We start from the raw sequence: 25,484 nt of genomic DNA, 5'->3' as shown, positions 1-25,484 counted from the left end.
GCTCCCGCAGGCGACCACGGGCCCGGTACAGGCGTGAGCGCGCGGTACCCGCTGGTATGCCGACGACCTGCGCGGCCTCGGACGGGCTCAGCTGCTCCCAGATCACCAGAAGTAGCAACTCCCGCTCCATGTCCGGTAGTTCGGCGATGCCTCGGCGCAGCCTCGCACTCACGGCCCAGGCGTCCAGCCGCTGGTCCACGGCCTGCCAGGGATCGCTGACCACGTCCTCTCCCGTGCAGGCGACCCGCCCCCTGGCCACGGCCTGCCAGTGCGTGGCCACGACGTTCCTGGCGATGGCGAACAGCCACATCCGCGCAGTGCCCCGGCCCGCCTCGAAAGTCCCGCGGCGGGCGAACGCCCGCATCCAGACCTCGGCCAGCAGATCGTCCGCCGCAGCCGGTGCCCGACGTGCGAGATAGGCGTGCAGTTTGGCCGAGTGTCTGGTCACCAGCGGTTCGAATGCCTCGGGTTCATGCGCCGATCTGGACAACAGGTCGTCATCGGGCTCCACAGGCCCCCCTCTCTCCGTCGCTTGCGCGACCTCACCCTCTACTACCTGCGGGCGGCGAGGAGCGTTCGGGAGGAGGACGTCGAGAGCTGCGGCCGGAGGGGCGTCGGTCCGGCCGCTGTCAGAGCGTCAGGGCTTCGCCCTGTTTCGGGGTGAGGACCTTGTACGTCTCGGTGGAGGCGGCGTCGAGGAAGCGGGAGAGTTCCTCCGGCTCGGTGGTGTAGACGCCGTCGATGTGGAAGCCGTCGTAGTGGATGGGTAGTGCGACCTTGGCGCCCAGCAGGCGTGCGGCCACTGCCGCGTGTTCGGGGTCGAGGGCTCCGGGGTAGGGGCTCGGCGGTTGGCAGTGCGGGAAGCAGAGGGTCGGGCCGTTGATCGGGGTCAGTACCGCGTCGAAGGGGCCGTACCGGTGGGCGGCTCGCCACCAGTAGCCGTGGAACATGCTGTCGCCCAGGTGGATCACGCGCTTTCCGCCGGCCTCGACGGCCCAGGAGACCTGGGGGTCTCCGAGGGCGTCGACGGCGGGGACGGCTGCGATCGTGAAGGGTCCGATCCTGGTGGTCTCCCACAGCGCCATCGGCCGTCTGGGCAGGTTCCGTTCGGTGAGTTCGCCGTCGGCCTTGAGTAGCCAGAGGTTCTCGTGGGCGTCGTCGCCGAAGGAATGGGGGTGCAGCACCTGGCCGCCGGGGCGCAGGGCCCGGGCGAGTGCGCCGGCGTCGGTGTGGTCCCGGTGCAGATGGGTGCAGAGCCCGGCGAGCACGTCCCCTTCGGTGCTCGGTGGGGTGACCCTGGGCAGCGGAGCCGAGAGCGGGGTGCCCTCCAGGACTCCCTCGGGGCGGCCGAGCAGGTCGATGACCAGACTCTCGCCCTGTGCTTCGAGTTCCACTCCGGCCCAGCCCAGCCATCGGACCCGCATCGGGACCCCCTCCACTTTGGCGTACGCTCGTTCGGCAAAAATTAGCACACGGTCGTTCGGTAAGCTGCGGGCATGAGGAAATCCGTCGACGAGGCCCGCCGTACCCGCGACCGCATCGTCAGCACGGCCGTGATGCAGGCATCGAGCAGCGGGCTCTCGGGCCTGACCATCGGCTCGCTCGCCGAGGCGCTCGGCATGAGCAAGGCCGGAGTGGTGGGGCCGTTCGGCTCCCGGGCGGAGCTTCAACTCGCCGCGCTGACAAGGGCGGTGGAAATGTTCGTGGAGGCCGTGGTGACGCCGGGCCTCGGGGCCGATCCCGGCGCCGCCCGACTGAACGCCGTGATCGACAGGTGGTGCGACTACCTCGCCGACAGCCCGTTCCCCAACGGCTGCTTCGTCACGGCGGCCTCCTGCGAGCTGGACGGTCGGCCGGGTGAGCTGCGCAGCTACCTGCGCAGGACGGTGGTCCGCTGGCGGGCCTTCCTGCGCGAGCAGATCGTCGTCGCGCAGGCCGCGGGGGACATCGGCGCCGGGGTCGGCACCGGGGTCGACGCCGACGGCCTGGTGTCGGGGCTGATCGGCATCGCCATGGCCGCCAACCAGGAGATCCAGCTGCTGGACGACGACACGGCGGCGGAGCGCGCACGGGGTCTGATGCACGCCGTCGTCCGCCCGTAGCCGCCAGGCTGTCCCGTGCCGTGCCGCGCCGTGCCAGGCCGCGCCGCGCCGCGCAGCCGGGTGGGGTGGGGTTACCCCCACCCCAGACCCGGTGACGTGCCCCATGGTTGCGCCATGCCCGCTCCAGGAGGCTTGAGACACAAGGACGCACGCCCGTGTCGAGCATTCAGGAGAACTCCAGTGACCACGTCCGTATCGAGTCACCAGGCTGAGGGCAGCACAGCGCACTCGTCGTACGCTGCCCGTGCCCGGGGACTGACCAAGGCGTACGGCAGCGGCGAGACCCGGGTGGTCGCGCTCGACGCGGTGGACGTCGACATTCCCCGCGGGCAGTTCACCGCGATCATGGGTCCGTCGGGATCCGGCAAGTCCACGCTGATGCACTGCCTGGCCGGTCTCGACACCGCCTCCAGCGGCAAGATCTGGGTCGGCGGGACCGAGATCACCAGGCTCAGGGACAAGCGGCTGACCCGGCTGCGCCGGGACAACATCGGCTTCATCTTCCAGGCGTTCAACCTGCTGCCGACGCTGACCGCGCTGGAGAACATCACCCTGCCGATGGACATCGCCGGCCGCACCCCCGACCGGGTGTGGCTGGACCTGGTCGTGGAGACGGTGGGGCTGGCCGGACGGCTCAAGCACCGCCCGTCGCAGCTGTCCGGCGGCCAGCAGCAGCGGGTCGCCGTGGCCCGGGCGCTGGCCGCCCGCCCCGAGATCATCTTCGGGGACGAGCCGACCGGGAATCTGGACTCCCGGGCCGGCGCCGAGATCCTCGGCTTCCTGCGCCACTCGGTGGACCAACTCGGCCAGACCATCGTCATGGTGACCCATGACCCGGTGGCCGCCTCCTACGCCGACCGGGTCCTCTACCTCGCCGACGGCCGGATCGTCGACGAGATGCACACACCGACGGCCGACGCCGTGCTGGAGCGGATGAAGTCCTTCGACTCCCGGGGCAGGACGTCATGACCGTGCTGCGGACCTCCCTGCGCAACTTCCTCGCCCACAAGGGCCGGATGGCCCTCTCCGCGGTGGCCGTGCTGCTGTCGGTGGCCTTCGTCTGCGGGACGCTGGTGTTCACCGACACCATGAACGCGACCTTCGACAAGCTCTTCGCGACCACCTCGTCCGACGTCACGGTCAGCCCGCCGAAGGTCGACAACGCCCAGCAGACCGGGACCCCGGACACGCTCCCCGCCTCCCTGCAGGCCCAGTTGGCCAAGGTGTCCGGCGTGGCCCGGGTCGTGCCCGAGGTCAGCAGCCAGCAGGCCACCGTCGCCGACAGCCGCAACCAGGACATCGGCTCCAGCACCGGCGCGCCGACCATCGTCGGAAACTGGAACCCGACCCAGACCAAGGCCGTCGACATCACCTCCGGCCACACCCCGCAGGCCCCCGGCGACGCGGTACTGGACGCCGACACCGCGGCCAAGCACCACCTGGCCATCGGCGACACCCTGCGGGTGATCGCCGGACCCGGCGACACCAAGGTGACCATCACCGGCATCGCCACCTTCAGGACCACCAACCCGGGCGCGGCCGTCGTCTACCTCGACACCCCCACCGCCCAGCAGGTGCTGCTCGGCTCCCGCACCGCCTACACCGACTTCGCCCTGGACGCCGCCCCCGGCGTCAGCAACGACCGGCTCAAAGCGCAGGTCGTCGCCGCGCTCGGCGGGCACGGCTACCAGGTGCAGACCGCCGCCGAACTGACGGCCCAGAACCAGCAGGACATCGGCTCCTTCCTCAACCCCATGAAGTACGTGCTGCTGGGCTTCGCCGGCATCGCCGTACTGGTGGGCGTCTTCCTGATCGTCAACACCTTCTCCATGCTGGTCGCCCAGCGCACCCGGGAGATCGGGCTGATGCGGGCCATCGGTTCCAGCCGCCGGCAGGTCAACCGCTCGGTGCTGGTGGAGGCGGTGCTGCTCGGAGTCGTCGGCTCGCTGGCCGGGATCGGCGCGGGCATCGGCCTCGCCGTCGGCCTGATCAAGCTGATGGGCGCGCTGGGGATGCACCTGAACACCGCCGACCTGACCATCAAGGCGGCCACCCCGCTGATCGGTCTGACCGTCGGTGTGGTGGTGACCGTGGTGTCCGCCATGCTGCCCGCCCACCGGGCCGGCGCGATCTCGCCGATGGCCGCCATGCGCGACGCCGGCACTCCCGCCGACGCCCGCGCGGGACGGGTCCGCGCCGCCTTCGGTGTGCTGCTCACCGCCGCCGGCGGTACCGCGCTCGCGATGGCCGCGTCCTCCTCCACCACCTCGGCCGGCTCCGGGCTGCTCGCCGTCGGTGTGCTGCTGACGCTGGTCGGCTTCGTGGTCGTCGGCCCGCTGCTGGCCGGGCTGGTGGTGCGGATCCTGGGCGCGGTCACGCTGCGGATGTTCGGTCCGGTGGGCCGTCTCGCCGAGCGCAACGCGCTGCGCAATCCGCGCCGCACCGGTGCCACCGCCGCCGCGCTGATGGTGGGTCTGGCGCTGGTCGCCAGCCTGTCGGTGGTCGGCAACTCCATGGTCGCCTCGGCGACCAACCAGATGGACAAGTCCGTCGGCGCCGACTTCATCATCCAGTCGGGCAACGGCAACCCGATCAGCCCGGCCGCTGCCCAGGCGATCCACGCGGCCGGACACCTGGCCCATGTCACCGACCGCACCGACGTCGCGGCCACGGTCGTCGCCCCCGACGGCAGCAGGGACAAGACGCAGATCGCCGCGGCCACCCCGTCCTACACCGACGACCTGCAGGCCAAGACTGTGCAGGGACGGCTGATCGACGCCTACGCCGCCGGCGCCATGTCGGTGCCCGAGGGCTGGGCCAAGACCCACAAGGTCGTCCTCGGCGACCGGCTCAAGGTCGCCTTCACCAGCGGCAGCACGGCGCAGCTCACGGTCAGGGCGATCACCTCCGACGACACCGTCTTCGACAAGGGCGCGATGTACATGAACATCGCCGACGCGAAGAAGTACCTCCCGGCCGCCGAGTTCCCGCTGAACGACATGATGTTCGCCGCCGCGGCCCCCGGCCAGCAGAGCCAGGCGGCAGCGGCGCTGAAGGCGGCCACCGCCGACTACCCGCAGGTCAAGGTCCGCGACCAGGCCGACTACAAGGCCATGATCAAGCAGCAGTTGGACCAGCTGCTGAACATGATCTACGCCCTGCTGGCGCTCGCCATCGTGGTCGCCGTCCTCGGCGTGGTGAACACCCTCGCCCTGTCGGTCGTCGAACGCACCCGGGAGATCGGGCTGATGCGCGCCATCGGGCTCTCCCGGCGCCAGCTGCGCCGGATGGTCCGGCTGGAGTCGGTGGTCATCGCCCTGTTCGGCGCGGTGCTGGGGGTCGCCCTGGGCATGGGCTGGGGCATCGCGGCGCAGAAGCTGCTGGCCCTGGCCGGGCTGGGGGTGCTCAGCATCCCGTGGACCACCATCGGCATCGTCTTCCTCGGCTCAGCTGTGGTGGGCCTGCTGGCCGCGCTCTTCCCGGCCTTCCGGGCCGGGCGGATGAACGTGCTGAAGGCCATCGCGACGGACTAGCGGCAACGCGAGGACCAGCGGCAACGCGACGGGAGCACGGCTCCGGCACGGCGCGGACGGTCACCCCACGGGACCGTCCGCGCCGTGCTCCGTCCGTGAGAGCAGCCTGGTGTAGCGGCGGCGGGCGATCCGCCAGCCGTCGTCGGTGCGCACCAGGTCGTCGTCGCAGTAGCCGACGGTCTGCACGGCGGCCCGGGCGTCGGCGGTCATGACGACGGCGTCGAGGTAGCAGCGGGCGGTGGCGGTGGTCCCGTCGTCGCCGGACCGGGTGACGGTCTGGTTGGTGACCCGGTGCAGCGAGGGGCCGGCCCGTCGGTGCGCCCGGTCCATCCAGGCGGTGAAGGAGTCGGCGTCGCTCCAGGTGCCGATGTCGCCGTAGTCGGCCCGGCAGTCGTCGGTGAAGCAGCTGCGGAACAGCTCCCAGTCGCGCCGGTCGACGCCGGTGGCGTAGCGCACCAGCAGCTCGGCCACGTCCTGGCGCAGCTCCCGGTCGGTGGAGTGGACGGTCATCGGGCGGCCTCCCGCTGGGAACCCTCGGCCATCACCCCACCGCTGCTGTGCCGCAGCATCGCCCTGACCGCGTCGCTGCGGGTGAGCGCCCCCAACTGCCGGGCGCTGTCCCGAAGACGGCTGCCGGCGAACCAGGTCGGGCCGTTGGACAGGTTGGCGATCGCCTCGGCCACCACCTCCTCCGGGGTCATCGCGCCGGGGATCGGGACAGGGGGCAGGGCGGCGTCGTCCGGGGCGCCGAGGCTGCCCCGGGCGGCCAGCAGCCGACGCAGCGCGGGGGTGTCGGTGGCCCCCAGCACCAGGGCCAGGACGTCCACGCCGTCGCCGTGCAGCTCCGCCCAGAGCGCCTCGGCCATCACGGTGTCAAAGGCCTTGGAGGCGCCGTAGGCCACCATGTTGGCGGAGCCGTAGAGCCCGGCCGCCGAGGAGACCAGCACGACGGCGCCGCTGCCCCGGGCCTGCATCGGCGCGGCGAAGTGGTGGCAGACCTGCAGCGGCACCAGGCAGTTGCGCTGCACCATGGCCAGCGCGGTGTCCACCGGGCCGGCCAGGAAGGGCCGGAAGTCGGGGTCGGCGCCGGCGCAGTACATCACCGTGCCGATGTCGAGCCCGGCGGTGGCCGCCACGATCGTCTCCATCGCCCCGTCACGGGAGAGGTCGACGGCGACGGTCCGGGTCTGCACGCCGGTGTCCGCGCGGATGGCCGCGGCGGTCTCGTCGAGCACGGCCTGGCGCCGGGCCAGCAGCACCACATGGACGCCGCGTTCGGCCATCGCCCGGGCATAGGCGGCACCGACCCCCTCCGAGGCGCCGGCCACCAGCGCCCACGGGCCGTAGCGCTCGGCGAAGGCGGTGTCCGGCGCGCGATCACGATCCGTCATGTGTTCCTCAGACATGGGGTCCTCCTCGGTCAGCGGCGAACGCCGGCAGCACCTCGCGTTCGAACAGCCGCAGGCTCGACCAGGCCGACTCGATCGGCATCCCCCCGCACAGCGGGTGGAACTGCACGAACGGGGACCCCGACGCCTGCTGCTCCGTCACGAACTGTTCCGGCGTCAGCACCCGGTACCGGCCGGTGGCCCGCAGCGCCTCGGCGTCGGCGACGGTGCGGTAGGGGCCGGCGACGCCGTCCTGGGCCTGCCAGGCGCCGTAGGCGTTGGTCTCGTGCAGGAAGAATCGCGCCATCTGCTCCCAGCCCTTCTCCGGGTCCTCGGCGAGCGCCACCACGCGGTTCTCGCCGACCGGACTGGGGCCGGGGTCGGGCCGGCCGAGCCGTTGGACCTCGTCCCGGTAGAACTCCCACACCTCCGGCACCGAGGGGACGAACCCGTCCGCGATGCGGGCGGCCCGCCGAGCAGCCGGCTCGCTGCTGCCGCCCAGCAGGACGCCCGGTCCACCCGGCCGGTACGGCGCCGGCGTCAGTCGCACTGTGCGGCCCCGGTAGTCGAACGGCTCGCCGGTGAAGGCCGCCTTCAGGGTGCGCACCGCCTCGGTGACGCGTGCGGCCCGCTCGCCCATCGGGACGTCGAACAGGGCGAACTCCTCGCGTACGTAACCGCCGGCGGCGATCAGGTCGACCCGCCCCCGGCTGAGGTTGTCCAGCACGATCAGGTCCTCGGCCAGCCGCAGCGGGTCGTGGAACGGAACGATCAGCGCGGCGATGAGGAAGCGGACGTCGGTGGTGCGGGCGGCCATCGCCGCCAGCATCGGGATCGGGCTGGGCAGGTACCCGTCCGGCGAGCCGTGGTGCTCGGAGACCGTGATCCTGGTGCAGCCGAGGTGGTCGGCCCAGGCGGCCATGTCGACGGCGGCCGCATAGCGGTCGGCCATGGTGGTGCCGGACAGGTCGGGGTTGCGGAAGTCGAAGCGCAGCGCGAACTTCATGCAGCGATGCTAGCCAGTCTGGTTCTCGAAATCGAGAGGAAGGTTCTCATCGGTTCCGGCCGCGCCGCGGACCCCCGTCCCCAGCCGCTTCCGGGTGTTGCCGCTCCGTCAACACCCGGTGACGGCAGGATTTCGAAAGCCTTTCGGATGCGCGCCGGTGACATGTCGGCGTCGCGCGCCAATACTGTCCCCAACCGGTTCTTCGCCGCAATGAGCGCAATTCGCGCGGCCTTCCACCCGATGGTGGCGGCGAGGGGCCGGAATGATTTCCCCCACCCAGCCGCGGAGTGGTTCTTCCCTGCTCCGACGGCTGCCAGGCGTACGTCCAGAGGAACCGCAATGGTACAGAATTTGATACGGAAGGCGGTCGCAGCGGCGACCGCCTTCTGCATCGGCGTGGTATTCGCCATCGCCTCGGCGACGAGTGCGTCGGCCTATCAGCCGGTCTCGTCCAACCTGTATGTGGCGACCAATTCCGCTGCCTGCAACAAGAGTCCCTGTGTGCTCTACCCGAAGTCGGCGCAGCTGCCGGACGGCCGACTGGTTTCGGCGTTCGAGGACAGCGAGACCGCCCCGGTGGGGCAGACGATCCCCATCAACGCGAGCGACGACGACGGCACCACCTGGACCAAGCTGTCCGACGTCAAGGCTCCCGCCTACCTCTCCAGCGACTCCAAGTACGCGGCCTACACCAGCAACTGGACCAACCCGTATCTCTATGTGCTGCCGCAGGCGGTCGGCTCGCTGAGCGCCGGCACGCTGATGCTGGCCAGCATCGTCTCGGGTGACGACCAGTACTACGAGGAGCAGAAGGCCGCCAACTCCGCCTGGACCCCGTCCGGCGACGGCGACCGGCAGAACGTCGCACTCGCGCTGTACGACAGCACCGACAACGGCGTGACCTGGAACATCGTCAACATCATCGCTGCCGGCGGCTGGCAGGGCGGCAGCGCCGGTGACCTCGGCCGGGTCTCCACCGCCAACACCTACGCCCAGGCCGACGCGGTCTGGGAGCCCTACCTGATGGCCCACAACGGCCAGTTGATCGCCTACTACTCCGACGAGGACGACTACACCGGCTACAACGCCACCACCGGGGCGCTGACGATCGACCCGGACAACGCCACCGCCACCGACTCGGGCGGCCAGGTGCTGATGCACCGGACCTGGGACGGCGTCAGCGCCGACGCCTGGAGCTCGCCGGTGGTCGACGTACCGGGCAGCACCGTGACCATGAGCAGCACCAAGACCGAGATCGGCGGCGGCCGTCCGGGCATGGAGACGATCGTCCCCACCACCGACGGCAAGTGGCTGCTCACCTACGAGTACTGGGGCGGCGGCACCAACGTCCGCTACCGGATCTCCAGTGACCCGCTGAAGTTCTTCTCGGCCACCGACGCCGCGATCACCGCGCTGCCGGTGCCCTCGGGCGGCAACACCCTGGCCACCGGCGGCAGTCCGGTGCTGGAGGCGATGCCGGACGGACGGATCGTCTACAACGCGGCCGGCAGCGGCGACGTCTGGGTGAACGAGTCCGGGGCGAGCACCGGGACCTGGAAGGAGTACAAGACGCCGATGGCGGCCGGCTACAGCCGCGACCTCCAGTACGTCCAGGGGACCGGACGGATCCTCATCCTCCAGGCCGCCTGGAGCGGCGGCAGCGTCGGACCGGTGCACTACGCCGAGGTGGACCTCGGCCACTCCGACGGCACCTACGACACCCTGGTGAACCGGCTGACCGGGCAGGTTCTCAGCCCCACCGCCGGGAAGACCCAGGACGCCAGCCTCACCGGGAACGTCGCCGACCTGATCACGCGGGCCGCGGACTCCACCGACGCCTCGCAGCGCTGGCACCTGACCGCCAAGGGCAGCAGCGTCACCCTGCTCAACAAGGCGGGCGGCCGCGCCGTCGCGATCTGGACCGGCACCGCGACGGCCGGGCAGCAGTTGGCCCAGTGGGTCGACGACGGGGCCACCGACAAGCAGTGGAACATGGTGGCCCAGAGCGACGGGTACTACAAGATCCAGTCGGTGCTCAACACCTCCATGTATATGACGGGCGCGACCGCGGGCGGCGCGGTCACCCTGGGCACGCTGATCGACACCTCCAGCAGCGCGGCCGCGGGCTACTCGCAGGAGTGGCAGGTGGTCGCGGACGCCACGACGACCGGGGTGGCCGACACCCTGGTCGGCAGTGCCTCCGGCCGCTGCCTCGACGTGCCGAACGGTGCGCTGGGCGTGCAGGTGCAGATCTACGACTGCTCCGGCAACGCCAACCAGGAGATCACCCCGACCGCCGCCGGCGAGCTCCGGGTCTCCGGCTCGTGCCTGGCCGCCAACGGTGACGGCACCACCGCGGGCACCAAGGTCATCCTCTGGACCTGCAACGGCAAGACCAGCCAGCAGTGGTCGACCACGCTGAACGGATCCATCGTCAACCGCTCCAACGGGCTGGCGATCGATGTCACCGGTGCGGCGACGGCCAACGGCTCGCCGGTGGAGCTGTGGACGCCGCTCGGCAGCACCAACCAGATCTGGAGCCGTGGGTAGTCGGTAGAAGAGCACAGCACGAAGAAGCCCCAGGTCGGATATCCGACCTGGGGCTTCTTCGCGGGACATCGGTCCTGATCGGGCGTCAGTCCTGATCCACCGTCACCGGGGCGCTCATGGCCCGGGTGTGGTCGACGATCCGGGTCTCGCCCTCCAGGGTGACCAGCAGGCTTGTGCCGGGGTCGGCGGCCGACTGCCCGAGGCGCAGCAGGATCCGGCCGGGCTCGACCCGGCGCCGCAGGTCCTGGCCGGTGAAGCTGGTCAGGTCGGCGTGGACCTCGAACTGCACGGTCCGGCTCCGGCCCGGCTCCAGGTCGACCCGGGTGAACCCGATCAGCTGCCGGACCGGGCGGGTCACCGTGGCGACCAGGTCGGTGAGGTAGAGCTGCGGCACCGCGGTGCCGGCCCGGTCGCCGGTGTTGGTCACCGTGGCGCTGACCGTCACCGAGCCGTCGACGGCCATCGTGCTCCCGGAGGCCCGGACGTCGGCGATGGCGAAGCCGGTGTAGGACAGCCCGTGCCCGAAGGGGAAGGCCGGGGTCGGGTCGATGTTGCTCACGCCGTCGCTCTTCAGCGCCAGCGCGGCGGCCAGGTAGGTGCCGGGCTGCCCGGCCCGATCGCCGGGGATCTGCACCGGCAGGTGCCCGGACGGGTTGACCCGTCCGGAGAGCACGCCGGCGATCGCCGCGGCGCCCTCCTGACCCGGGAAGAAGGCCTGCACGGTGGCGCCCGCCGCGGCGGCGTGGCGGCCGACCGCGTACGGGCGGCCGGAGACCACCACCAGGACGGTCCGGTCGGCGCCGGCGGCCAGCACGGCCTGCACCAACTCGTCCTGCACACCCGGCAGTTGCAGCGTGGAGACGTCGCAGCCCTCGCCCGAGGTCCCGTGGCCGAACAGGCCCGAGCGGTCGCCCACGACCAGCAGGGTCAGGTCCGCGGCCGTCGCCGCGGCCACCGCGGCCTCGATGCCGCTGCGGTCGTCGCCGGTGATCCCGCAGCCGGCCACATGCTCCACCGTCGCCTGCGGGAACTCGCCCCGGACCGCGTCCAGCACGGTCGGCGCCTCGACGCCGAGGGGGAGCTCGGGGTGGTGCGGCAGCACGTGGTTGGGGAAGGAGTAGCAGCCGAACAGGCACTGGGCGTCGTCGGCGGCGGGCCCGACCACCGCGATGGACCGCGGGCCGGCCGGGGCGTCGGCCTGGGCGTCAGCGGGGGAGCCGCCCAGCGGCAGCAGGCCCGAGTCGTTGGCGAGCAGCACCACGGACTCCTCCGCCATCCGGCGGGCGATGTCCCGGTTGCCCGGCGAGTCGAAGTCCGCGGGCGCGGTGTACTGCCCTGGGTGCCAGTCGGGGTCGAGCAGGCCCAGCTCGGCCTTCTGGGTCAGCACCCGCAGCACGGCCCGGTCCAGGAGCTCGACCGGGACGCGGCCGTCCTCCACCATCGCCCGCAGCGGGTCGCCGTAGCCGGAGGTGTGCGGCAGCTCCACGTCCAGGCCCGCCGCCAGCGCGAGGTGCGCCGCGTCGGGTATGCCGTCGGCCATGTGGTGCATCGAGGCGAGGAAGGCGATCGACCAGTAGTCGGACACCACCGTCCCGGTGAAGCCCCAGGTGTCCCGGAGCAGACCGGTGAGCAGCCGCTCGTTGGCGGCGCAGGGGACGCCGTCGACGTCGTTGTAGGCGTTCATCACCGAGCCGACCCGGCCGTGCACCACCGACTTCTCGAAGGGCGGCAGGATGACGTCGGCGAACTCCCGCGGGCCGAGGGCGGCCGGCGCGTGGTTGCGGGCGGCCCTGGAGGTGGAGTAGCCGGCGAAGTGCTTCAGCGTGGCGACCACCCCGGCCGACTGCAGCCCCTGGACGTAGGCCAGGCCCAGCTCGGAGACCAGGTAGGGGTCCTCGCCGAGGGTCTCCTCGACCCGTCCCCAGCGGTAGTCGCGCACCACGTCCAGGACCGGGGACAGGCCCTGGTGGATGCCGACGGCGGCCATGTCCGAGCCGATGGCCGCGGCCATCGCCCGGACCAGCTCGGGGTTCCAGGTGGCGGCCCAGGCCAGCGCGGTCGGGTAGACGGTGGCCTGCCAGGTGGTGAACCCGGTCAGGCACTCCTCGTGGGCGACGGCCGGGATGCCGAACCGGTTGGCGGCCACCACCTGGGCCTGCAGCCCGGCCAGGCGCTCGCGGCCGGCCTCGGGGCTGACCGGCCCGGTGCCGAAGACCCGGGTCAGCTGCCCGAGGCCGTCGACGACGGCCTCCTCGAAGGACTCGGCGTCCCGGAAGGTCTCCTGCATCGGGGCGACGTCGCCGCCGTCGTCGTGCCCCGGCCAGGAGCTGCCGAGCTGGCGGGCCTTCTCGGAGATGGTCATGGAGTCGAGCAGGGCCTTGGCGCGGACGGGTGCCGGAAGGGCGGGGTCGTTCCAGGGCCCGGTCGTGGGGCGCTCATCGCTGATCGTCAAGACAGGTCCGTTTCTGCGCATGCCAAAGGCGGCCCGCGCGGGCAAGAAGGGGAGAGCGAGCAGGGTGCGGGGCAGGCAAGGGCGTTGCGCGCTGAGGGCCGGGGGGACTCCCCGGCCCCTCATCACTTGCCGCCGGCTCCCATGAGTCCCGCCACCAGGGCCCTGCGGGCGAAGAGGTAGACGAGGAGGATCGGGATCGCGGACATCAGCACCGCGGCCAGCAGGGCCGGGATGTCGGCTCCGTACGAGGAGACGAAGTTGTACAGGCCGAGGGTGACCAGCTTGTTGGAGTTGGACTGCGTCATGATCAGCGGGAACAGGAAGCCGTTCCACGCCTGCAGCGCCGCGAACACCGAGGCGCTGGCGATGCTGGACCGCGACAGCGGGACCACCAGGTCCCACAGGATCCGGGCGGGCCGGGCGCCGTCCAGCGCCATGGCCTCGTAGAGCGAGACCGAGATCTCCCGCATGCCGCCGCTGATCACCAGCACGCTCACCGGCAGCGAGAAGGCCGCGGTGGGCAGGATGACGCCCCACAGGGTGTCGTAGAAGCCGAGCCGGTTGATGATCAGGAACAGCGGGATGATCACGGCCTGGGCCGGGATCGCCAGGCCCAGCAGGAACAGCCGGAACACGCCCCGGGTGAGCCAGCTGCGCCCGCGCACCACGGCGTAGCTGATCGGCACGGCGAGCAGCAGCACGATGGCGACGGTGGCGGCCGCGACCAGGATGGTGTTCCACAGGTAGCCCAGGAATCCGCTGTCCACCACGGTGGCGAAGTTGTGGAAGGTGATCCCGGAGGGGAGCGACAGCGGCCCCCGGTCGCTGTACTGGGACTGCGACTCCAACGAGCTGTTGACCAGCGCGTAGAGCGGGGTGCCGATGATCAGCAGCCAGGCGAACGCGGCGATGCCGGCCAGGTAGTTCGGGCGGCTTCTCACATTCCCTCCAGGGTGCTGGTCATCTTGTCGTAGCCGCTGAGCTTCACCATCACGAAGGAGGCGCCGGTGGCGAGCAGCAGCAGGAAGCTGGCGATCACGCTGGCGTATCCGTAGTCGTAGGTCTGGAACCCGGTCTGGTACATCGCGAAGGGCAGGATCGAGGTGTCGGTACCGGGCCCTCCGTCGGTGAGCAGCAGCACGATGTCAAACGCCGTGAGGCCGCCGACCACCATGAAGATGGTCGAGGTCACGATGGTGTTGCGGAGCTGCGGAAGGGTGATGGCGAAGAACTGCCGCACCCTTCCGGCCCCGTCGATCGCCGCTGCCTGGTACAGGGTCTCCGGGACGGTGCGGGCGGCGCCCTGGTAGAGCAGGGTGTGGAAGGGGATGAACTGCCAGCTGGTCACCAGGACCAGGCAGGCGACCGCGCCGCTCTGGCTGCCTAGCAGGTTGGTGTCCCCGATGAGGCCGGACAGCTTGGCCGGGATGCCGAAGTTGGGGTCCAGCAGCTGCCGCCACATCACCGCGGTGGCCGCGGTGGAGAACAGCAGCGGCAGGAAGAAGATCGCCGACAGCACCGCGCGGTTGCGCTGCTTGCCGGCCGACCAGACCCCCAACAGGATGCTGATCGGCGCCTGCACCACGATGTTGCCCACCAGCAGCACCGCCGTGACGACGGTGTCCTGCCACATCTGGCCGTCGCCCAGGAACCGGGACCAGTTCTGCAGTCCGGTGAACTGCGGATCGCTGAGCCCGTCCCAGCTGGTGAGGGAGAGGTAGAGCACTCCCACCATCGGCACCAGTGCGAAGAGGCAGAAGAAGACCAGCCCGGGAACCGCCCAGGCCGCGCCCGGCCGCGCCAGATCGGCAGCGGCCGAGCGCACCTCACCGCTCCGATGTCGCCGGGAACTCGTACGCCGGGAACTCGTAACGGAGACCACGTGCCTTGCCTTTCTAGTGCTTGATCGCCAGCACGCCGCTGACGAACTGCTCAGGGGTGTCCTGGCCGTTGAACAGCTTCTGGATCACGGTGAGCAGCGGCGTGCCCAGGGTCAGGCCGAGGGCCTGGTCCCAGGACTGGGTGAACGAGGGGGCGTTCGCCACCAGGTTGTACTGGAACATGGCGTAGGTCGGGTCCGGCGCCTTGGCCAGCGCGGCCTTGGCGTTGGTGGTGACCGGGACCTCGCCCTTGGCGACCAGGCCCGCGACGTAGCTGTCGCTGTAGGTGGTCTTGAGGAACGCCTCGGCGGTCTGGCTGGGGGCGGAGGTGGTGACCGAGAGGTAGTTGGTCGGGTTGCCGACCACATCGGCCGGGTTGCCCTTGCCGCCCTCGACGGACGGGAACGGCACGTAGCCCAGCCCGGACTTGGCGAAGGTCGCGTCGGCGGCCTGCTGGGTGGCGTACTCCCAGGACCCCATCAGGACCATGGCGGCCTTGCCCTTGTCCAGCAGGGTCGAGGTGCCGCCGGCGCCGTAGCTGACCGAGGCGAAGTTGCTGCCGAAGGCGCCGCTGTCCACCAGCTGCTTGACCATCTGCGCGGTCTTGAGGATCGCGGGGTCGCTCCACAGGTTCCAGTCGCCGGCCGCGATCTTGCTGAAGAGGTCGGGTCCGGCGAGGCGGTCGACCAGGTACTCGATCCACATCAGCTCGGTCCACGAGTCGGTGGCGGTGCCCGCGACGGCGAACGGGGTGATGCCCTTGGCCTTGAACACCGGGACCAGGCTGACCAGGTCGGTCCAGGTCTTGGGGGGCGTCACGCCGGCGTCGGTGAAGACCTTCTTGTTGTAGAAGAGGAAGACCGGCTGGGTGCCGCGGCTCGGGACCCCGACCAGCTTGCCGTCGACCGTTCCGGCCTGCAGCGCGGACGGGAGGAAGTGGGAGATGAGGTCCGAGTCGAGGGTGACCAGCTTCCCGGCCTTGACGTAGTCGCTGAGGCTGCCGCCGCCCCAGTTGAAGAAGATCCCGGGCATCGCCGAGGAGCCCATCGCGGTACGGAGCTTGTCCTTGTACCCGTCGGTGGCGATGACGTTCATGCTGACCTTGCCGGGCCCGGTGGTGTTGTAGGCGTCGACGGCGGACTGGCTCACCGAGTTGGTCGGGTCCTGGAGCATCCAGAGCGAGGCGCTGCCGGTGGAGGACTTGGCCGTGCTGGAGGACGATCCGCAGCCCGCCGCCGTGACCACGAGCGCAGCGCTGACCGCCAGGGTGATGCAGGCCCGCTTTCTGGATGCGGTGATGTTCTTCATTGAACGCCTTCTTTCGACTCCGAGAGGTGCCCCGCCGGGGTTCGCTGTCACCCGGTGGGCGGTGGGACGACCTGGTGCGCGCTCAGTGGGGGAGCGGCGGGTTGTCACGTTAGGCGCCGAGATTCGGGGGCGGCAATAAAGTGGACGCTCTTGGTTTCGAAAGACTTTCGGCGGTCGGGCCGGTGGGTGGCGGCCATGCACGCACTCCGCATGCGGTCTTTACGGCGGATCGGGGTCGCCGGGCGGTGCGAATCGAAAGACTTTCGGAAGGGTTCCGTTACTTCCGGGCGAGGTGGCGGGGGGTCGCGGTGGACGTCCGCAGCACCAGTTCGGTGGCCAGCTCGACCCGCAGCGAGGCCGGTGGACGGCCCTCGGCCAGCTGCAGCAGCACCCGGGTGGCCTCGTGCCCCAGCTCCTCGAAGGGCTGCCGCACCGCGCTCAGCGGGGGGCAGGCCATGGCGGCCACCAGGGTGTCGTCGAAGGACATCACCGCCAGGTCCCTGGGGACGCTCAGGCCGTACTGCCGGGCCGCCTCCAGCACGCCCAGGGCCTGCGCGTCACTGGCCGCGAAGAAGGCCGTGGGCGGCTCCGTGGAGGCCATCACCTGCAGGCTGGCGACCAGCGCCTCGTCGAAGTCGAAGTCGGTCGAGCGGACGATGGCGGGGTCGTAGGCGATCCCGGCCTCCTCCAGGGCGGCCCGGTAGCCGTGCAGCCGCGCCGCCCCGGCCAGCGAGTGCGAGCGGCCCGCGACCATGCCGATCCGGGTGTGCCCGAGCCCCAGCAGATGCTGCACCGCGTCCCTGGCCCCGCTCCAGTTGGTCACCCCGATGCTGGGGATGTCCAGGGTGGGGGAGCTGAGCGGGTCGATCAGCACCACCGGGAGCTGCTGCTCGACGATGCGGCGCTGGTCCTCCTCGGTCAGCATGGAGATGACGATGATCATGCCCTTGGCACGGAGCGCCAGGCACTCCTCCAGCCACTGCGAGATCGACCGCCGGCTGGTCGTCCCGGTGATCACGTCCACGCCGAGCGCCCCCGCGGCGTCGACTATCCCGCGCACGACCTCCAGCGTGAACGGTCCGGACAGGTCCCGGAAGACCGCGACGATCTGGCGCGGCGCCGAGGCGTCCTGCTCCCAGACCCGGACGTAGCCGTACCGCGCCAGCAGCTCCTCGACCCGGGCCCGGGTGCTCGCGGCGACGTCGCGGCGCCGGTGCACCACCTTGGACACGGTGCTGAGCGACACCTCCGCCTCGGCGGCGATGGTCGTCAGCAGACCGTACTGCGCATCCACGTGCGCCCTGTCCTGAGCTGTCATGCGACGCCGTCCCACTCGTCGGCACTGCTGCGCCTTGTTCTGCGTTCCGCGCGGGAACCTCGCCGCAAGCTAACCGGACCGGGGGTCCGGGGCAAGCCTCGGAGCAGCTCAGCGGCGCAGTCGGTGCTGGAGCGGCCGGTCGTGCAGGCCCCAGTCGTGAACGGCCCGCCCGGCGGCCGGTGCGAGGATCCAGCACAGGTAGGCGTACTGGCCGGCGGCGAACGAGACCGGGATCGACACCAGGAAGGCGACCGCCATCACGGTGATCCGCTGGACCGTCCGGGGGAACAGCTCCGGCGGGGTGCCCTGGCGGAGCAGGCCGTCGCGCCGGACCTCCCGGAGCATCAGCACGAACAGCACGCAGCCGGCGCACTGCACGGCGGCGTAGAAGGAGAACCGGGCCTGGAACGCCCCGTCGCTGCTGAGCAGCCTGGTCGCGAACGGGGTGATCACCAGTATCAGCAGCCAGTACAGGGTCAGGTTGGTCAGCCGCCGGTTCAACCCGGTGACGTAGCGGAACAGGGTGTGGTGCGAGCGCCAGTGCGAGCCGATCACCAGGAAGCTGATGACGAACGCCAGGTACCCCTCCCGGTCCTTGAAGGCCGCGTGCAGCAGCGCGGAGTTGGTGCTGCCCTCAGGGAGCGGTAGCTCCAGCGCCAGCAGGGTGAGCGCGATGGCGATCACCGCGTCGCTGAAGAAGGTCAGCCGTTCGGCGGCGACCGCCCTCGCCTCCAGTGCGTCGTCGGGCGGTTCGCGGTCCACGGCTTCGGTCATGGCAGCAGAGAATGCCACATTCCAGGGCGCCTCAGGTGTCGCCGCGGTGCAGGCTGAACCGGGTGACGGTGACCAGGAAGCGCAGGAACAGCGCGACATAGGCCAGGTCGACCATGATCTGCAGGCTGACCAGGATACGGGCCAGGTCGCTCCTCGGCACGATGTCGCCGTAGCCCACGGTGCCCAGGGTGACGACGGCGAAGTACAGGCCCGCGGTTCGGTTCAGCCGCTCGCTGAAGTCTGCGGGGCTGGCGTTGGACAGCGACACGTAGGCGGTGGCGAACACCACCACGAACAGCGGCAGCGACACGGCCATGGCCTCGACCGCGCGCAGCTGCGGCAGTTGGGCGGTGAGGATCCGGTGCAGCTCCAGCCCCATCACCACGACGAAGACCAGCGCCCCCAGCACCAGCCGGACCACGGCGCCGGTGTCCCCGGGCGCTCCGTCGAGCGGGAGGAGGTAGTAGACCAGCACCACCACCGCGGTGGTGAGCAGGCAGCGGATGGTGCTGGCCGCCATCGCCCGCCGCCGCTCCCGGCGGCCGAGGTCGCCCAGCCGACGCGGGGACACCGGCGCGACGCCCATCACGGCTCCTTCCAGCTGGTCAAGGCCAGGCTAGGGGTGGAGCCGCCGGGCGGCGCGGCGAAAGCCGATTTGCCAGGGTCCGTCCTGAGATGCGGCTTGATGATCCGTACCTGATGATCGTCCTGTATCGCCCTGTTCGCCCCGGGCAGGGTCGAAGGAGGGAACGATGGACAGGCGACCGATCATCTGCGAGTTCTTGGGCACCGCGCTGCTGGTACTGATGGGCGTCGGAGCCGCCGTCCTTGCCGGCGCGTGGATCGGGAATCTCGGTGTGGCGCTGGCGTTCGGGTTCGCCCTGCTGGCGCTGGCCTACTCGCTCGGCCCCATCTCCGGCTGCCATGTGAACCCGGCGGTCACCCTGGGCTTCCTGCTGGCCAAGCGGATCGACGTGCGCACCGCGGTCTCCTACTGGGTGGCCCAGTTCCTCGGCGGGATCGCCGGTGCCGCGCTGGTGTTCTGGCTGGCCAAGAACGTCCCCGGGCTGCGGACCCACGGCAAGATGGGCAGCAATGGCTGGGGCGCGCGCTCCGAGGTGCACATCGACATGGGCGGCGCGTTCCTGGCGGAGGTGCTGCTGACCTTCCTGCTGGTGTTCGTGGTCCTCTCGGCCACCCACAAGCTGGCGCTGACCGGCTTCGCCGGGCTGCCGATCGGCTTCTCACTGGCCGTGATCCACCTCATCGGCATCCCGCTGACCGGCACCTCGGTCAATCCGGCCCGCAGCCTGGGCCCGGCGATCTTCGCCGGCGGCGCGGCCCTGTCGCAGCTGTGGCTGTTCATCGTGGCCCCGCTGGTGGGCGGTGCCATCGCGGCGGGCGCGCACATGCTGACCCACCCGCCCGCGCCCAACGCCGTTGCGGCGGAGCAGGCGTAGCCGGACCGGATTGGCTGAAAGCAGGCTCAGAGCGGCCGGGTGACAGGACCCGTGGAAACGTCAGATCAGTAGTCTGTTCGATCAGTTGACCACTGATCGAGGAGCATGACGTGACAACTGCCCAGCAGGCACCGGACATCCTGTCCCCGGCCTTCGCCGCCGACCCGTACGCGTCCTACCGCGTCATGCGCGAGCAGTACCCGCTGATCTGGCACGAGGGCATGCAGAGCTACATCGTCTCCCGGTACGCGGACGTCGAGAAGGCCTTCAAGGACCCGGTGTTCACCAGCGACAACTACGACTGGCAGCTGGAGCCGGTGCACGGCAGGACCATCCTGCAGATGGGCGGGCGGGAGCACTCGGTGCGCCGGGCGCTGGTGGCCCCGGCCTTCCGCGGCAAGGAGCTGCAGGAGAAGTTCCTGCCGGTGATCGAGCGCAACGCCAGGGAGCTGATCGAGGCCTTCGCGGCCGACGGCAGCGCCGACCTGGTGGCCCAGTTCGCGACCTGGTTCCCGATCAACGTGATCGTCGACATGCTCGGCCTGCCGCGCGAGGACCACGCCCGCTTCCACGGCTGGTACACCTCGATCATCGGCTTCCTCGGCAACCTCACCCAGGACCCCGAGGTCACCGCCGCGGGGCTGCGCACCCGCGAGGAACTCGCCGCCTACATGATTCCCGTCATCCAGGAGCGCCGTGCGAACCCGGGCGACGACCTGCTCTCCGCCCTGTGCACGGCGGAGATCGACGGCACCACCATGAGCGACGAGGACATCAAGGCCTTCGTCAGCCTGCTGCTGGCGGCCGGCGGCGAGACCACGGACAAGGCGATAGCCGGGGTCTTCCGCAACCTGCTGGCCAACCCGGACCAGCTGGCCGCAGTGCGGGCCGACCGGGAGCTGGTCCCGGCCGCCTTCGCGGAGACCCTGCGGTTCACCCCGCCGGTGCACATGATCATGCGTCAGCCCTCGGCCGACGTGGAGCTGAGCGGTGGCACGGTGACCGCGGGCAAGACGGTGACCTGCCTGATCGGCTCCGCCAACCGGGACGGCGAGCGGTACGCGGACGCGGACCGCTTCGACGTCTTCCGCCAGGACCTGACCACGGCCAACGCCTTCTCGGCCGCCGCCGACCACCTCGCCTTCGCGCTGGGACGGCACTTCTGCGTCGGCGCGCTGCTGGCCAAGGCCGAGATCGAGGTGGGCGTCAACCAACTCCTGGACGCCCTGCCCGATCTGGCCCTGGCCGAGGGCGAGACGGCCGAGGAGCAGGGGCTGTTCACCCGGGGCCCGGCCTCGCTCCGGGTCACCTTCACGCCGAAGGGCTGAGCGTCCGGATCCGGCCACCCGCTCAGATCGAGGTGAACTCGACCGGGAGAGTGGCCGGGCCGCGCATCCAGATCGACGGACGCCACTCGACCTCCTCGGCCGGCACGGTCAGCATCACGTCCGGAAGGCGGTCGAGCAGCACCTCCACCGCCGCCCGGGCGATCACCTCGGCCATCTCCGGCGCCGGCACCGGGCAGCGGTGCTCGCCGTGGCTGAAGGACAGGTGGGCCTGGTTGCCCACCGAGCCCGCACTGAAGTCCGGCTGCACCTCCGGGTCGGTGTTGGCCGCCGCGAGACCCAGCACCAGGCAGTCGCCCTTGCGGATCCGCACGCCCGCCAGCTGGGTGTCCCGCGCCGCCCAGCGCCCGACGAAGTTCTGGGTCGGGGTGTCCGCCCAGAGCACTTCGTTGAGCGCCTGGCCGACGCTGCGCCTGCCGCCGGACAGGGTGACCGCGAAACGGTCGTCGGTGAGCATCAGCCGCAGCGTGTTGCCGATCCAGTTGGCCGTCGGCTGCTGGCCGGCCGCCATGATCGAGATCATGTCCTGGATGATCTCCTCGTCCTCCAGCCCGGCCGGGTGCGCCAGCATCCGTGAGGGAACGTCAGGTCCCGGACGGCTGCGGCCCTTCTCCAGCAGCCCGGTCATGGTGGCGTGGATGCGCATGTAGGCGTCCAGGGCGCCGGGGCCCTCGTCCAGCGAACCGGCCATGTCCCGTTCCAGCTGGAAGATCTGGTCCAGGTCCAGGCCGAAGAGCCCGGCCACCACCCGCAGCGGTACCTGGGCGGCGTAGTCGGCCATCAGGTCGGCCTGCCCGGCGCCGGCGAAGTCGTCGATCAGCGCGTCGGCGACCCGTTCGCTGGTGGCGTGCAGCTCGAACTGGTCCACCGCGGAGAGCACGTCGGTGATCACCCCGGCCCGGCGCTGGTGCTCGGCCCCCTCCTTGAACAGCACCGAGGGGGTGTAGGTGACGTAGGGCATCAGCGGCCAGTTGGCCGGGATCGCGTCCCAGGCGTGCCAGCGCCGCGAGTCCCTGGCGAACAGTTCGGAGTTGCTGGTGACGTAGTGGACCTCACGGTAGCCCAGCACCAGCCAGGCCGGGATGTCGTCGTCCAGCAGGATCGGCGCGACCGGGCCGTGCTCGCGCCGCAGCAGCCGGTAGAGCTCGGCCGGGTCCCGCTGGAAGCGCGGCGAGTGCATCCGCACCGCGCCGCCCGGGCCGGTGCTCTCCCCGGCCGCCGAGGGGTCGTGCGCGGGACAGCCGGGGGGCGGCTGGACTGCGGCTTCCTGCGGTGGCGCTGCCTGAACTGACGCTGCCTGAACTGTCGATTCCTGAGATGGCGTCACGGGGTCGGCTCCAGGGCGTGGGAGAGGGAGTGCAGGTGTCGGACGAGGGCGACCAGGACGTCCCGGCTCGACTCCCGCTTCCGCGCGTCGCAGTCCAGCAGCGGGACGTCCGGGTTGAGCGACAGGGCGGCGCGCACCTGCTCCAGCGAGTGCGTGGGCTCGTCGAAGTTGTTGCGGGCCACCACGAACGGCAGGCCGTGGTGCTCCAACCGGTCGATGGCGTACCAGGAGTCGGCCAGCCTGCGGGTGTCCACCAGTACCACCGCGCCCAGGGTGCCGGCGAACAGCCGGTCCCAGAGGAACCAGAACCGCTCCTGCCCTGGGGCGCCGAAGAGGTAGAGCACCATCTCGTCGTCGAGGGTGATCCGGCCGAAGTCGAAGGCGACGGTGGTGGTGGTCTTGGTGCGCACCCCCTCGCGGTCGTCGATGCCGACGCCGGCCTGGGTCATCACCTCCTCGGTGCTCAGCGGGCGGATCTCGCTGACGGAGCCGACCAGGGTGGTCTTGCCCACGCCGAAGCCGCCCACGACGACGATCTTCAGACCGTCCCTGGCGGTGTCCCTGAGCGGCCGCCCCGACAGCGCGGGGGCCGCAGGGGCGGCGGGGTCTTCGGGGTCAGAGGTTCTGGAGGGCAAGGAGCACCTTCTTCAGGGTTTCGGGCGGCGGTAGCTGCCTGCCGCGCCCGGACGACTGCGGATGGCGGGCGGTGATCCGGCCGGTGTCGAGCAGGTCGCAGAGCAGGATCTTCACCACCCCGACGGGAAGGTCCAGCAGTGACGCCAACTCCACGACGGCGACCGGGCGTTCGCTCAGCTGCAGGATCCGGACCAGTTCGGACTGCATTCCGGGCGTCGGCCCGCTCTCCCGCACGATCAGCGTGACCAGGTCGAAAGCCTGCTCGTCGGCCCTGGTCCGGCCGCCGGTGACGGTGTAGAGACGGTCCGGGTCGCCACTGTCGACCGGACGGCGGATCATGCGTGCTGCCTCGGCTCGGCCCGCAGGTGCACGCCTATCTGCTCCACCAGCTCGTTCATGTTGTGGCCGACCACGCCCGGGTCGGCGTCGTCCCCGGCGACCACCGCGAGGTGCGCGCCGACGCCGGCCTCGACGATGAACAGGATGCCGCCGTGGAACTCGGTCATGGACTGCCGGACGCCGCCGGTGCCGTCGCCGAACTCGATGGAGGCGCCGTGGGACAGGCTCTGGATGCCCGAGGCGATGGCGGCCAGCTGGTCGGCCTGGTCCACGGTGAGACCGGAGGACAGGCAGAGCTTGAGGCCGTCGCGCGAGAGCACCAGGGCGTGCCGGGTCCCCGGGGTCTTCTCCAGCAGGTTCTCCAGCAGCCAGTCGAGGCTGCGGTCGGTGGTGCTCATCGCTCGGTGTCCTCTTCGGTCCGGTCGGTCTCGGTCGGTTCGGTCTCTGCGGGGGCGGCGTCCTGGGACCCGCCGCGGGCGGCCGTGCGGAAGGCGCCGAACCGGGCGCCCGCGTCGGCGCGGGAGGGAACGTCCTCGGCAGCGGTCGGGGCCACCGCCGGAGTGCTGCGCAGGGCCGCGGCGAGGGTCCGTCCCGGCGGCCGCTTGGGCAGTTCCAGCGCGGAGTCGTCGGGGACGGGCAGCGCGGACGTGGTGGCCGGGGCCGCCGTGGCGACCCCGGCCGGGGCCGGGGTCGGCGCCGGTCGTGAGGTCCCGCCGGCGACGGACTCGCGTGCGGTGGTGAGCCGGTTGCCGGGGCCGCGCATGATCAGCTGCTGCGGGATCAGCACCACCACGCCCGTTCCGCCGCGCGAGGACGGCCGGAAGGACACCGTGAGGCCGTGCTTGCGGGCCAGGCAGCCGACCACGGCCAGGCCGAGCCGGGTGCCGCCCAGGGTCATCAGGTCCAGCGGTTCCGCCGAGACCAGCCGCTCGGCCTTGGCCAGGGTGGCGGCCGGCATCACCAGGCCGCCGTCCTCGATGGTGACCACCACGCCGGAGTGCATCTCCTGGACGTAGACGTGCACCTCCTCGGTGGGCGGGGAGAAGCTGGTGGCGTTGTCCATCAGCTCGGCCAGGGCGTGCATCACGCCCTCCGCCGCGTAGCCGGCCACCGCGGCCGTGCTGGCCGAGTGCAGCCTGACCCGCTGGTAGGCGCTGATCCGGCCCATGGCGCCGCGCAGCACGCTCTCCATCACGATCGGCTTGGTCCAGCGCCGCCCGGAGCGGGCTCCGGTCAGCACCGCGATGCTGTCCGCGAGCCGGCCGGCCTGGGCGGTGCCGTGGTCCAGCCGGAGCAGGTCGCCGAGGACCTCCTCGTTGTGCCGGTTCTCCATCTCGCGCAGGTCGGCGAGCATGCTGGTGGCCAGCGCCTGGACCCGTCCGGCGGCGTTGGCGCAGGCGGCCATGCCGGAGGCGCGCAGGCGCTCGCTGGTGCCGACCTCCTGGACCAGGGTCCGCAGCACCTGCTGGTGCGTCTCGTCGAGGTGGCCGGGGGCGCCGGCGAGCACGGTCTCCATGGAGACGCCCTCGCGCAGCTGCTTCACCGCCTGCGGGATGGCCTGGCCGGTGAGCTGCTCGGCCTCGCCGACGAACTGGTCGACCTGGGCCACCAGTTGGCCGATCTCCGCCTCCAGCGCCGCCGACCTGGCCTTCTCGGCGTCGAGGGCGGCGCGGATCGCGGTCTCGGCCGCTGCGGCGCGCTGGCGCTCCGCGTCGGCGTTCCAGGCGTCGTGGCGGGCGGCCTGGGCGTCGCTCGCGGCCTGGCCGACCTGCGCGGCCTGCTCGGCGACGGAGCGCTCGGCCTCGGCCCGCACCGTCTCCAGCCGGGCCCGGTGGGCGGCGGAGCTGCGGGAGCGGAGCAGGGCCAGGGTCAGGGTGGCGCCCAGGAGCAGGGCCGCGGCGGCGCCGAAGCAGGCGACGGGGACCCGGTCCGCCGCGCCGGCCCTGGCGGTCACCCAGGCGCAGACCGCCCCGGCCAGCACCGCCGCCAGGGGGGGAACGAGCCAGGACCATGCCTTCGACCTGCGGCGGACATCCGGCGGACGGGAGGACATCTGGACAGACAT

Annotated in this window: 22 protein-coding genes and 1 pseudogene; 6 read left to right on the top strand and 17 right to left on the bottom strand. The window is 71.2% G+C overall.

What is annotated here, in order from left to right:
* Positions 1-13 precede the first annotated feature (13 nt).
* Together ABUW04_RS31820 and ABUW04_RS31815 are read right to left on the bottom strand one after the other, a co-directional pair.
* Positions 14-511: pseudogene (locus tag ABUW04_RS31820) on the bottom strand (RNA polymerase sigma factor); the annotation flags it as partial.
* Positions 512-629: 118 nt separating this feature from the next.
* The gene (locus tag ABUW04_RS31815; protein ID WP_380567943.1) at positions 630-1,424 is read right to left on the bottom strand and encodes an MBL fold metallo-hydrolase; all 795 of its coding nucleotides are present in this window, start codon (positions 1,422-1,424) and stop codon (positions 630-632) included.
* A 72-nt stretch (positions 1,425-1,496) separates the two neighbouring features.
* Here ABUW04_RS31815 and ABUW04_RS31810 point away from each other — a divergent pair, with 72 nt between their 5' ends.
* The 3 genes from ABUW04_RS31810 (at position 1,497) to ABUW04_RS31800 (ending at position 5,635) form a co-directional block, all read left to right on the top strand.
* A complete protein-coding gene (locus tag ABUW04_RS31810; protein WP_380567942.1) occupies positions 1,497-2,102 on the top strand; it encodes a TetR/AcrR family transcriptional regulator in 606 nt (201 codons plus the stop codon).
* A 180-nt stretch (positions 2,103-2,282) separates the two neighbouring features.
* The gene (locus ABUW04_RS31805) at positions 2,283-3,071 is read left to right on the top strand and encodes an ABC transporter ATP-binding protein (protein ID WP_030253967.1); all 789 of its coding nucleotides are present in this window, start codon (positions 2,283-2,285) and stop codon (positions 3,069-3,071) included.
* Entirely contained in the window at positions 3,068-5,635 is a 2,568-nt protein-coding gene (locus ABUW04_RS31800; protein WP_380567941.1) for an ABC transporter permease, read from the top strand. The genes ABUW04_RS31805 and ABUW04_RS31800 overlap by 4 nt, the downstream gene beginning before the upstream one ends.
* A 60-nt stretch (positions 5,636-5,695) precedes the next feature.
* On the opposite strand, the gene ABUW04_RS31795 is transcribed toward ABUW04_RS31800, so the two are convergent.
* From ABUW04_RS31795 to ABUW04_RS31785, 3 genes are read right to left on the bottom strand one after another with little or no spacing between them, the layout of a single operon-like run.
* On the bottom strand, positions 5,696-6,145 hold the full coding sequence (locus ABUW04_RS31795) for a nuclear transport factor 2 family protein (RefSeq protein ID WP_380567940.1): 450 nt from the start codon (positions 6,143-6,145) through the stop codon (positions 5,696-5,698).
* A complete protein-coding gene (locus ABUW04_RS31790; protein ID WP_380567939.1) occupies positions 6,142-7,041 on the bottom strand; it encodes an SDR family NAD(P)-dependent oxidoreductase in 900 nt (299 codons plus the stop codon). The genes ABUW04_RS31795 and ABUW04_RS31790 overlap by 4 nt, the downstream gene beginning before the upstream one ends.
* Positions 7,034-8,029, bottom strand: a complete 996-nt coding sequence (locus tag ABUW04_RS31785) for an LLM class flavin-dependent oxidoreductase (protein WP_380567938.1) — start codon at positions 8,027-8,029, stop codon at positions 7,034-7,036. Before ABUW04_RS31785 ends, ABUW04_RS31790 begins: the two co-directional genes overlap by 8 nt.
* Positions 8,030-8,368: 339 nt before the next feature.
* Between ABUW04_RS31785 and ABUW04_RS31780 the strand changes: the two genes are divergently transcribed.
* Positions 8,369-10,579 (top strand): RICIN domain-containing protein, encoded by a 2,211-nt coding sequence (locus ABUW04_RS31780; RefSeq protein WP_380567937.1) that lies wholly within the window; start codon positions 8,369-8,371, stop codon positions 10,577-10,579.
* 85 nt (positions 10,580-10,664) lie between these two features.
* Here ABUW04_RS31780 and ABUW04_RS31775 read toward each other — a convergent pair whose 3' ends face one another.
* The 7 genes from ABUW04_RS31775 to ABUW04_RS31745 all read right to left on the bottom strand — a co-directional run bounded on the left by ABUW04_RS31775 (position 10,665) and on the right by ABUW04_RS31745 (position 18,897).
* On the bottom strand, positions 10,665-13,052 hold the full coding sequence (locus tag ABUW04_RS31775; protein WP_380567936.1) for a beta-glucosidase family protein: 2,388 nt from the start codon (positions 13,050-13,052) through the stop codon (positions 10,665-10,667).
* Between the two features lie 101 nt (positions 13,053-13,153).
* Positions 13,154-13,972 carry a carbohydrate ABC transporter permease gene (locus ABUW04_RS31770; protein WP_030253979.1) on the bottom strand — a complete coding sequence of 273 codons (819 nt, stop codon included), beginning with the start codon at positions 13,970-13,972 and terminating at the stop codon, positions 13,154-13,156.
* Positions 13,969-14,856: a carbohydrate ABC transporter permease gene (locus tag ABUW04_RS31765; RefSeq protein ID WP_380567935.1), complete on the bottom strand. Its 888-nt coding sequence runs from the start codon at positions 14,854-14,856 to the stop codon at positions 13,969-13,971. Before ABUW04_RS31765 ends, ABUW04_RS31770 begins: the two co-directional genes overlap by 4 nt.
* A 70-nt stretch (positions 14,857-14,926) precedes the next feature.
* A complete protein-coding gene (locus tag ABUW04_RS31760) occupies positions 14,927-16,219 on the bottom strand; it encodes an ABC transporter substrate-binding protein (protein ID WP_380567934.1) in 1,293 nt (430 codons plus the stop codon).
* Between the two features lie 277 nt (positions 16,220-16,496).
* Positions 16,497-17,537: a LacI family DNA-binding transcriptional regulator gene (locus tag ABUW04_RS31755; protein WP_030253985.1), complete on the bottom strand. Its 1,041-nt coding sequence runs from the start codon at positions 17,535-17,537 to the stop codon at positions 16,497-16,499.
* A gap of 108 nt (positions 17,538-17,645) precedes the next feature.
* Positions 17,646-18,311, bottom strand: a complete 666-nt coding sequence (locus tag ABUW04_RS31750; RefSeq protein ID WP_380567933.1) for a TMEM175 family protein — start codon at positions 18,309-18,311, stop codon at positions 17,646-17,648.
* 31 nt (positions 18,312-18,342) lie between these two features.
* Complete coding sequence (locus tag ABUW04_RS31745) at positions 18,343-18,897, bottom strand: potassium channel family protein (protein ID WP_380567932.1); 555 nt, start codon at positions 18,895-18,897, stop codon at positions 18,343-18,345.
* 166 nt (positions 18,898-19,063) lie between these two features.
* Here ABUW04_RS31745 and ABUW04_RS31740 point away from each other — a divergent pair, with 166 nt between their 5' ends.
* Together ABUW04_RS31740 and ABUW04_RS31735 are read left to right on the top strand one after the other, a co-directional pair.
* Positions 19,064-19,771 (top strand): MIP family channel protein, encoded by a 708-nt coding sequence (locus tag ABUW04_RS31740; protein WP_380567930.1) that lies wholly within the window; start codon positions 19,064-19,066, stop codon positions 19,769-19,771.
* A 110-nt stretch (positions 19,772-19,881) separates the two neighbouring features.
* On the top strand, positions 19,882-21,099 hold the full coding sequence (locus ABUW04_RS31735; protein WP_380567929.1) for a cytochrome P450: 1,218 nt from the start codon (positions 19,882-19,884) through the stop codon (positions 21,097-21,099).
* Between the two features lie 22 nt (positions 21,100-21,121).
* On the opposite strand, the gene ABUW04_RS31730 is transcribed toward ABUW04_RS31735, so the two are convergent.
* From ABUW04_RS31730 to ABUW04_RS31710, 5 genes are all read right to left on the bottom strand, one after another.
* Positions 21,122-22,297: a cytochrome P450 gene (locus tag ABUW04_RS31730; RefSeq protein ID WP_380567928.1), complete on the bottom strand. Its 1,176-nt coding sequence runs from the start codon at positions 22,295-22,297 to the stop codon at positions 21,122-21,124.
* A 143-nt stretch (positions 22,298-22,440) separates the two neighbouring features.
* Entirely contained in the window at positions 22,441-23,079 is a 639-nt protein-coding gene (locus ABUW04_RS31725; protein WP_030253995.1) for a GTP-binding protein, read from the bottom strand.
* The gene (locus tag ABUW04_RS31720; protein ID WP_030253997.1) at positions 23,060-23,419 is read right to left on the bottom strand and encodes a DUF742 domain-containing protein; all 360 of its coding nucleotides are present in this window, start codon (positions 23,417-23,419) and stop codon (positions 23,060-23,062) included. The genes ABUW04_RS31725 and ABUW04_RS31720 overlap by 20 nt, the downstream gene beginning before the upstream one ends.
* Complete coding sequence (locus ABUW04_RS31715) at positions 23,416-23,817, bottom strand: roadblock/LC7 domain-containing protein (RefSeq protein ID WP_030253998.1); 402 nt, start codon at positions 23,815-23,817, stop codon at positions 23,416-23,418. The genes ABUW04_RS31720 and ABUW04_RS31715 overlap by 4 nt, the downstream gene beginning before the upstream one ends.
* Entirely contained in the window at positions 23,814-25,484 is a 1,671-nt protein-coding gene (locus tag ABUW04_RS31710; protein ID WP_380567927.1) for a sensor histidine kinase, read from the bottom strand. The genes ABUW04_RS31715 and ABUW04_RS31710 overlap by 4 nt, the downstream gene beginning before the upstream one ends.

This window comes from Streptacidiphilus jeojiensis (assembly GCF_042510965.1).
Taxonomy (GTDB): Bacteria; Actinomycetota; Actinomycetes; order Streptomycetales; family Streptomycetaceae; genus Streptacidiphilus; species Streptacidiphilus jeojiensis.
The sequence above is the reverse complement of the archived record's forward strand: the minus strand, read 5'-3'. Positions and strand labels throughout refer to the sequence as shown.

What these genes read in the sequence shown, in the direction of transcription:
- ABUW04_RS31815 (WP_380567943.1), bottom strand. Translation starts at nt 1,424, where the DNA reads ATGCGGGTCCGATGGCTGGGCTGGGCCGGAGTGGAACTCGAAGCACAG.
- ABUW04_RS31810 (WP_380567942.1), top strand. Translation starts at nt 1,497, where the DNA reads ATGAGGAAATCCGTCGACGAGGCCCGCCGTACCCGCGACCGCATCGTC.
- ABUW04_RS31730 (WP_380567928.1), bottom strand. Translation starts at nt 22,297, where the DNA reads ATGCACTCGCCGCGCTTCCAGCGGGACCCGGCCGAGCTCTACCGGCTG.
- ABUW04_RS31785 (WP_380567938.1), bottom strand. Translation starts at nt 8,029, where the DNA reads ATGAAGTTCGCGCTGCGCTTCGACTTCCGCAACCCCGACCTGTCCGGC.
- ABUW04_RS31800 (WP_380567941.1), top strand. Translation starts at nt 3,068, where the DNA reads ATGACCGTGCTGCGGACCTCCCTGCGCAACTTCCTCGCCCACAAGGGC.
- ABUW04_RS31775 (WP_380567936.1), bottom strand. Translation starts at nt 13,052, where the DNA reads ATGCGCAGAAACGGACCTGTCTTGACGATCAGCGATGAGCGCCCCACG.
- ABUW04_RS31755 (WP_030253985.1), bottom strand. Translation starts at nt 17,537, where the DNA reads ATGACAGCTCAGGACAGGGCGCACGTGGATGCGCAGTACGGTCTGCTG.
- ABUW04_RS31750 (WP_380567933.1), bottom strand. Translation starts at nt 18,311, where the DNA reads ATGACCGAAGCCGTGGACCGCGAACCGCCCGACGACGCACTGGAGGCG.
- ABUW04_RS31720 (WP_030253997.1), bottom strand. Translation starts at nt 23,419, where the DNA reads ATGATCCGCCGTCCGGTCGACAGTGGCGACCCGGACCGTCTCTACACC.
- ABUW04_RS31795 (WP_380567940.1), bottom strand. Translation starts at nt 6,145, where the DNA reads ATGACCGTCCACTCCACCGACCGGGAGCTGCGCCAGGACGTGGCCGAG.
- ABUW04_RS31745 (WP_380567932.1), bottom strand. Translation starts at nt 18,897, where the DNA reads ATGGGCGTCGCGCCGGTGTCCCCGCGTCGGCTGGGCGACCTCGGCCGC.
- ABUW04_RS31715 (WP_030253998.1), bottom strand. Translation starts at nt 23,817, where the DNA reads ATGAGCACCACCGACCGCAGCCTCGACTGGCTGCTGGAGAACCTGCTG.
- ABUW04_RS31740 (WP_380567930.1), top strand. Translation starts at nt 19,064, where the DNA reads ATGGACAGGCGACCGATCATCTGCGAGTTCTTGGGCACCGCGCTGCTG.
- ABUW04_RS31780 (WP_380567937.1), top strand. Translation starts at nt 8,369, where the DNA reads ATGGTACAGAATTTGATACGGAAGGCGGTCGCAGCGGCGACCGCCTTC.
- ABUW04_RS31790 (WP_380567939.1), bottom strand. Translation starts at nt 7,041, where the DNA reads ATGTCTGAGGAACACATGACGGATCGTGATCGCGCGCCGGACACCGCC.
- ABUW04_RS31760 (WP_380567934.1), bottom strand. Translation starts at nt 16,219, where the DNA reads ATGAAGAACATCACCGCATCCAGAAAGCGGGCCTGCATCACCCTGGCG.
- ABUW04_RS31710 (WP_380567927.1), bottom strand. Translation starts at nt 25,484, where the DNA reads ATGTCTGTCCAGATGTCCTCCCGTCCGCCGGATGTCCGCCGCAGGTCG.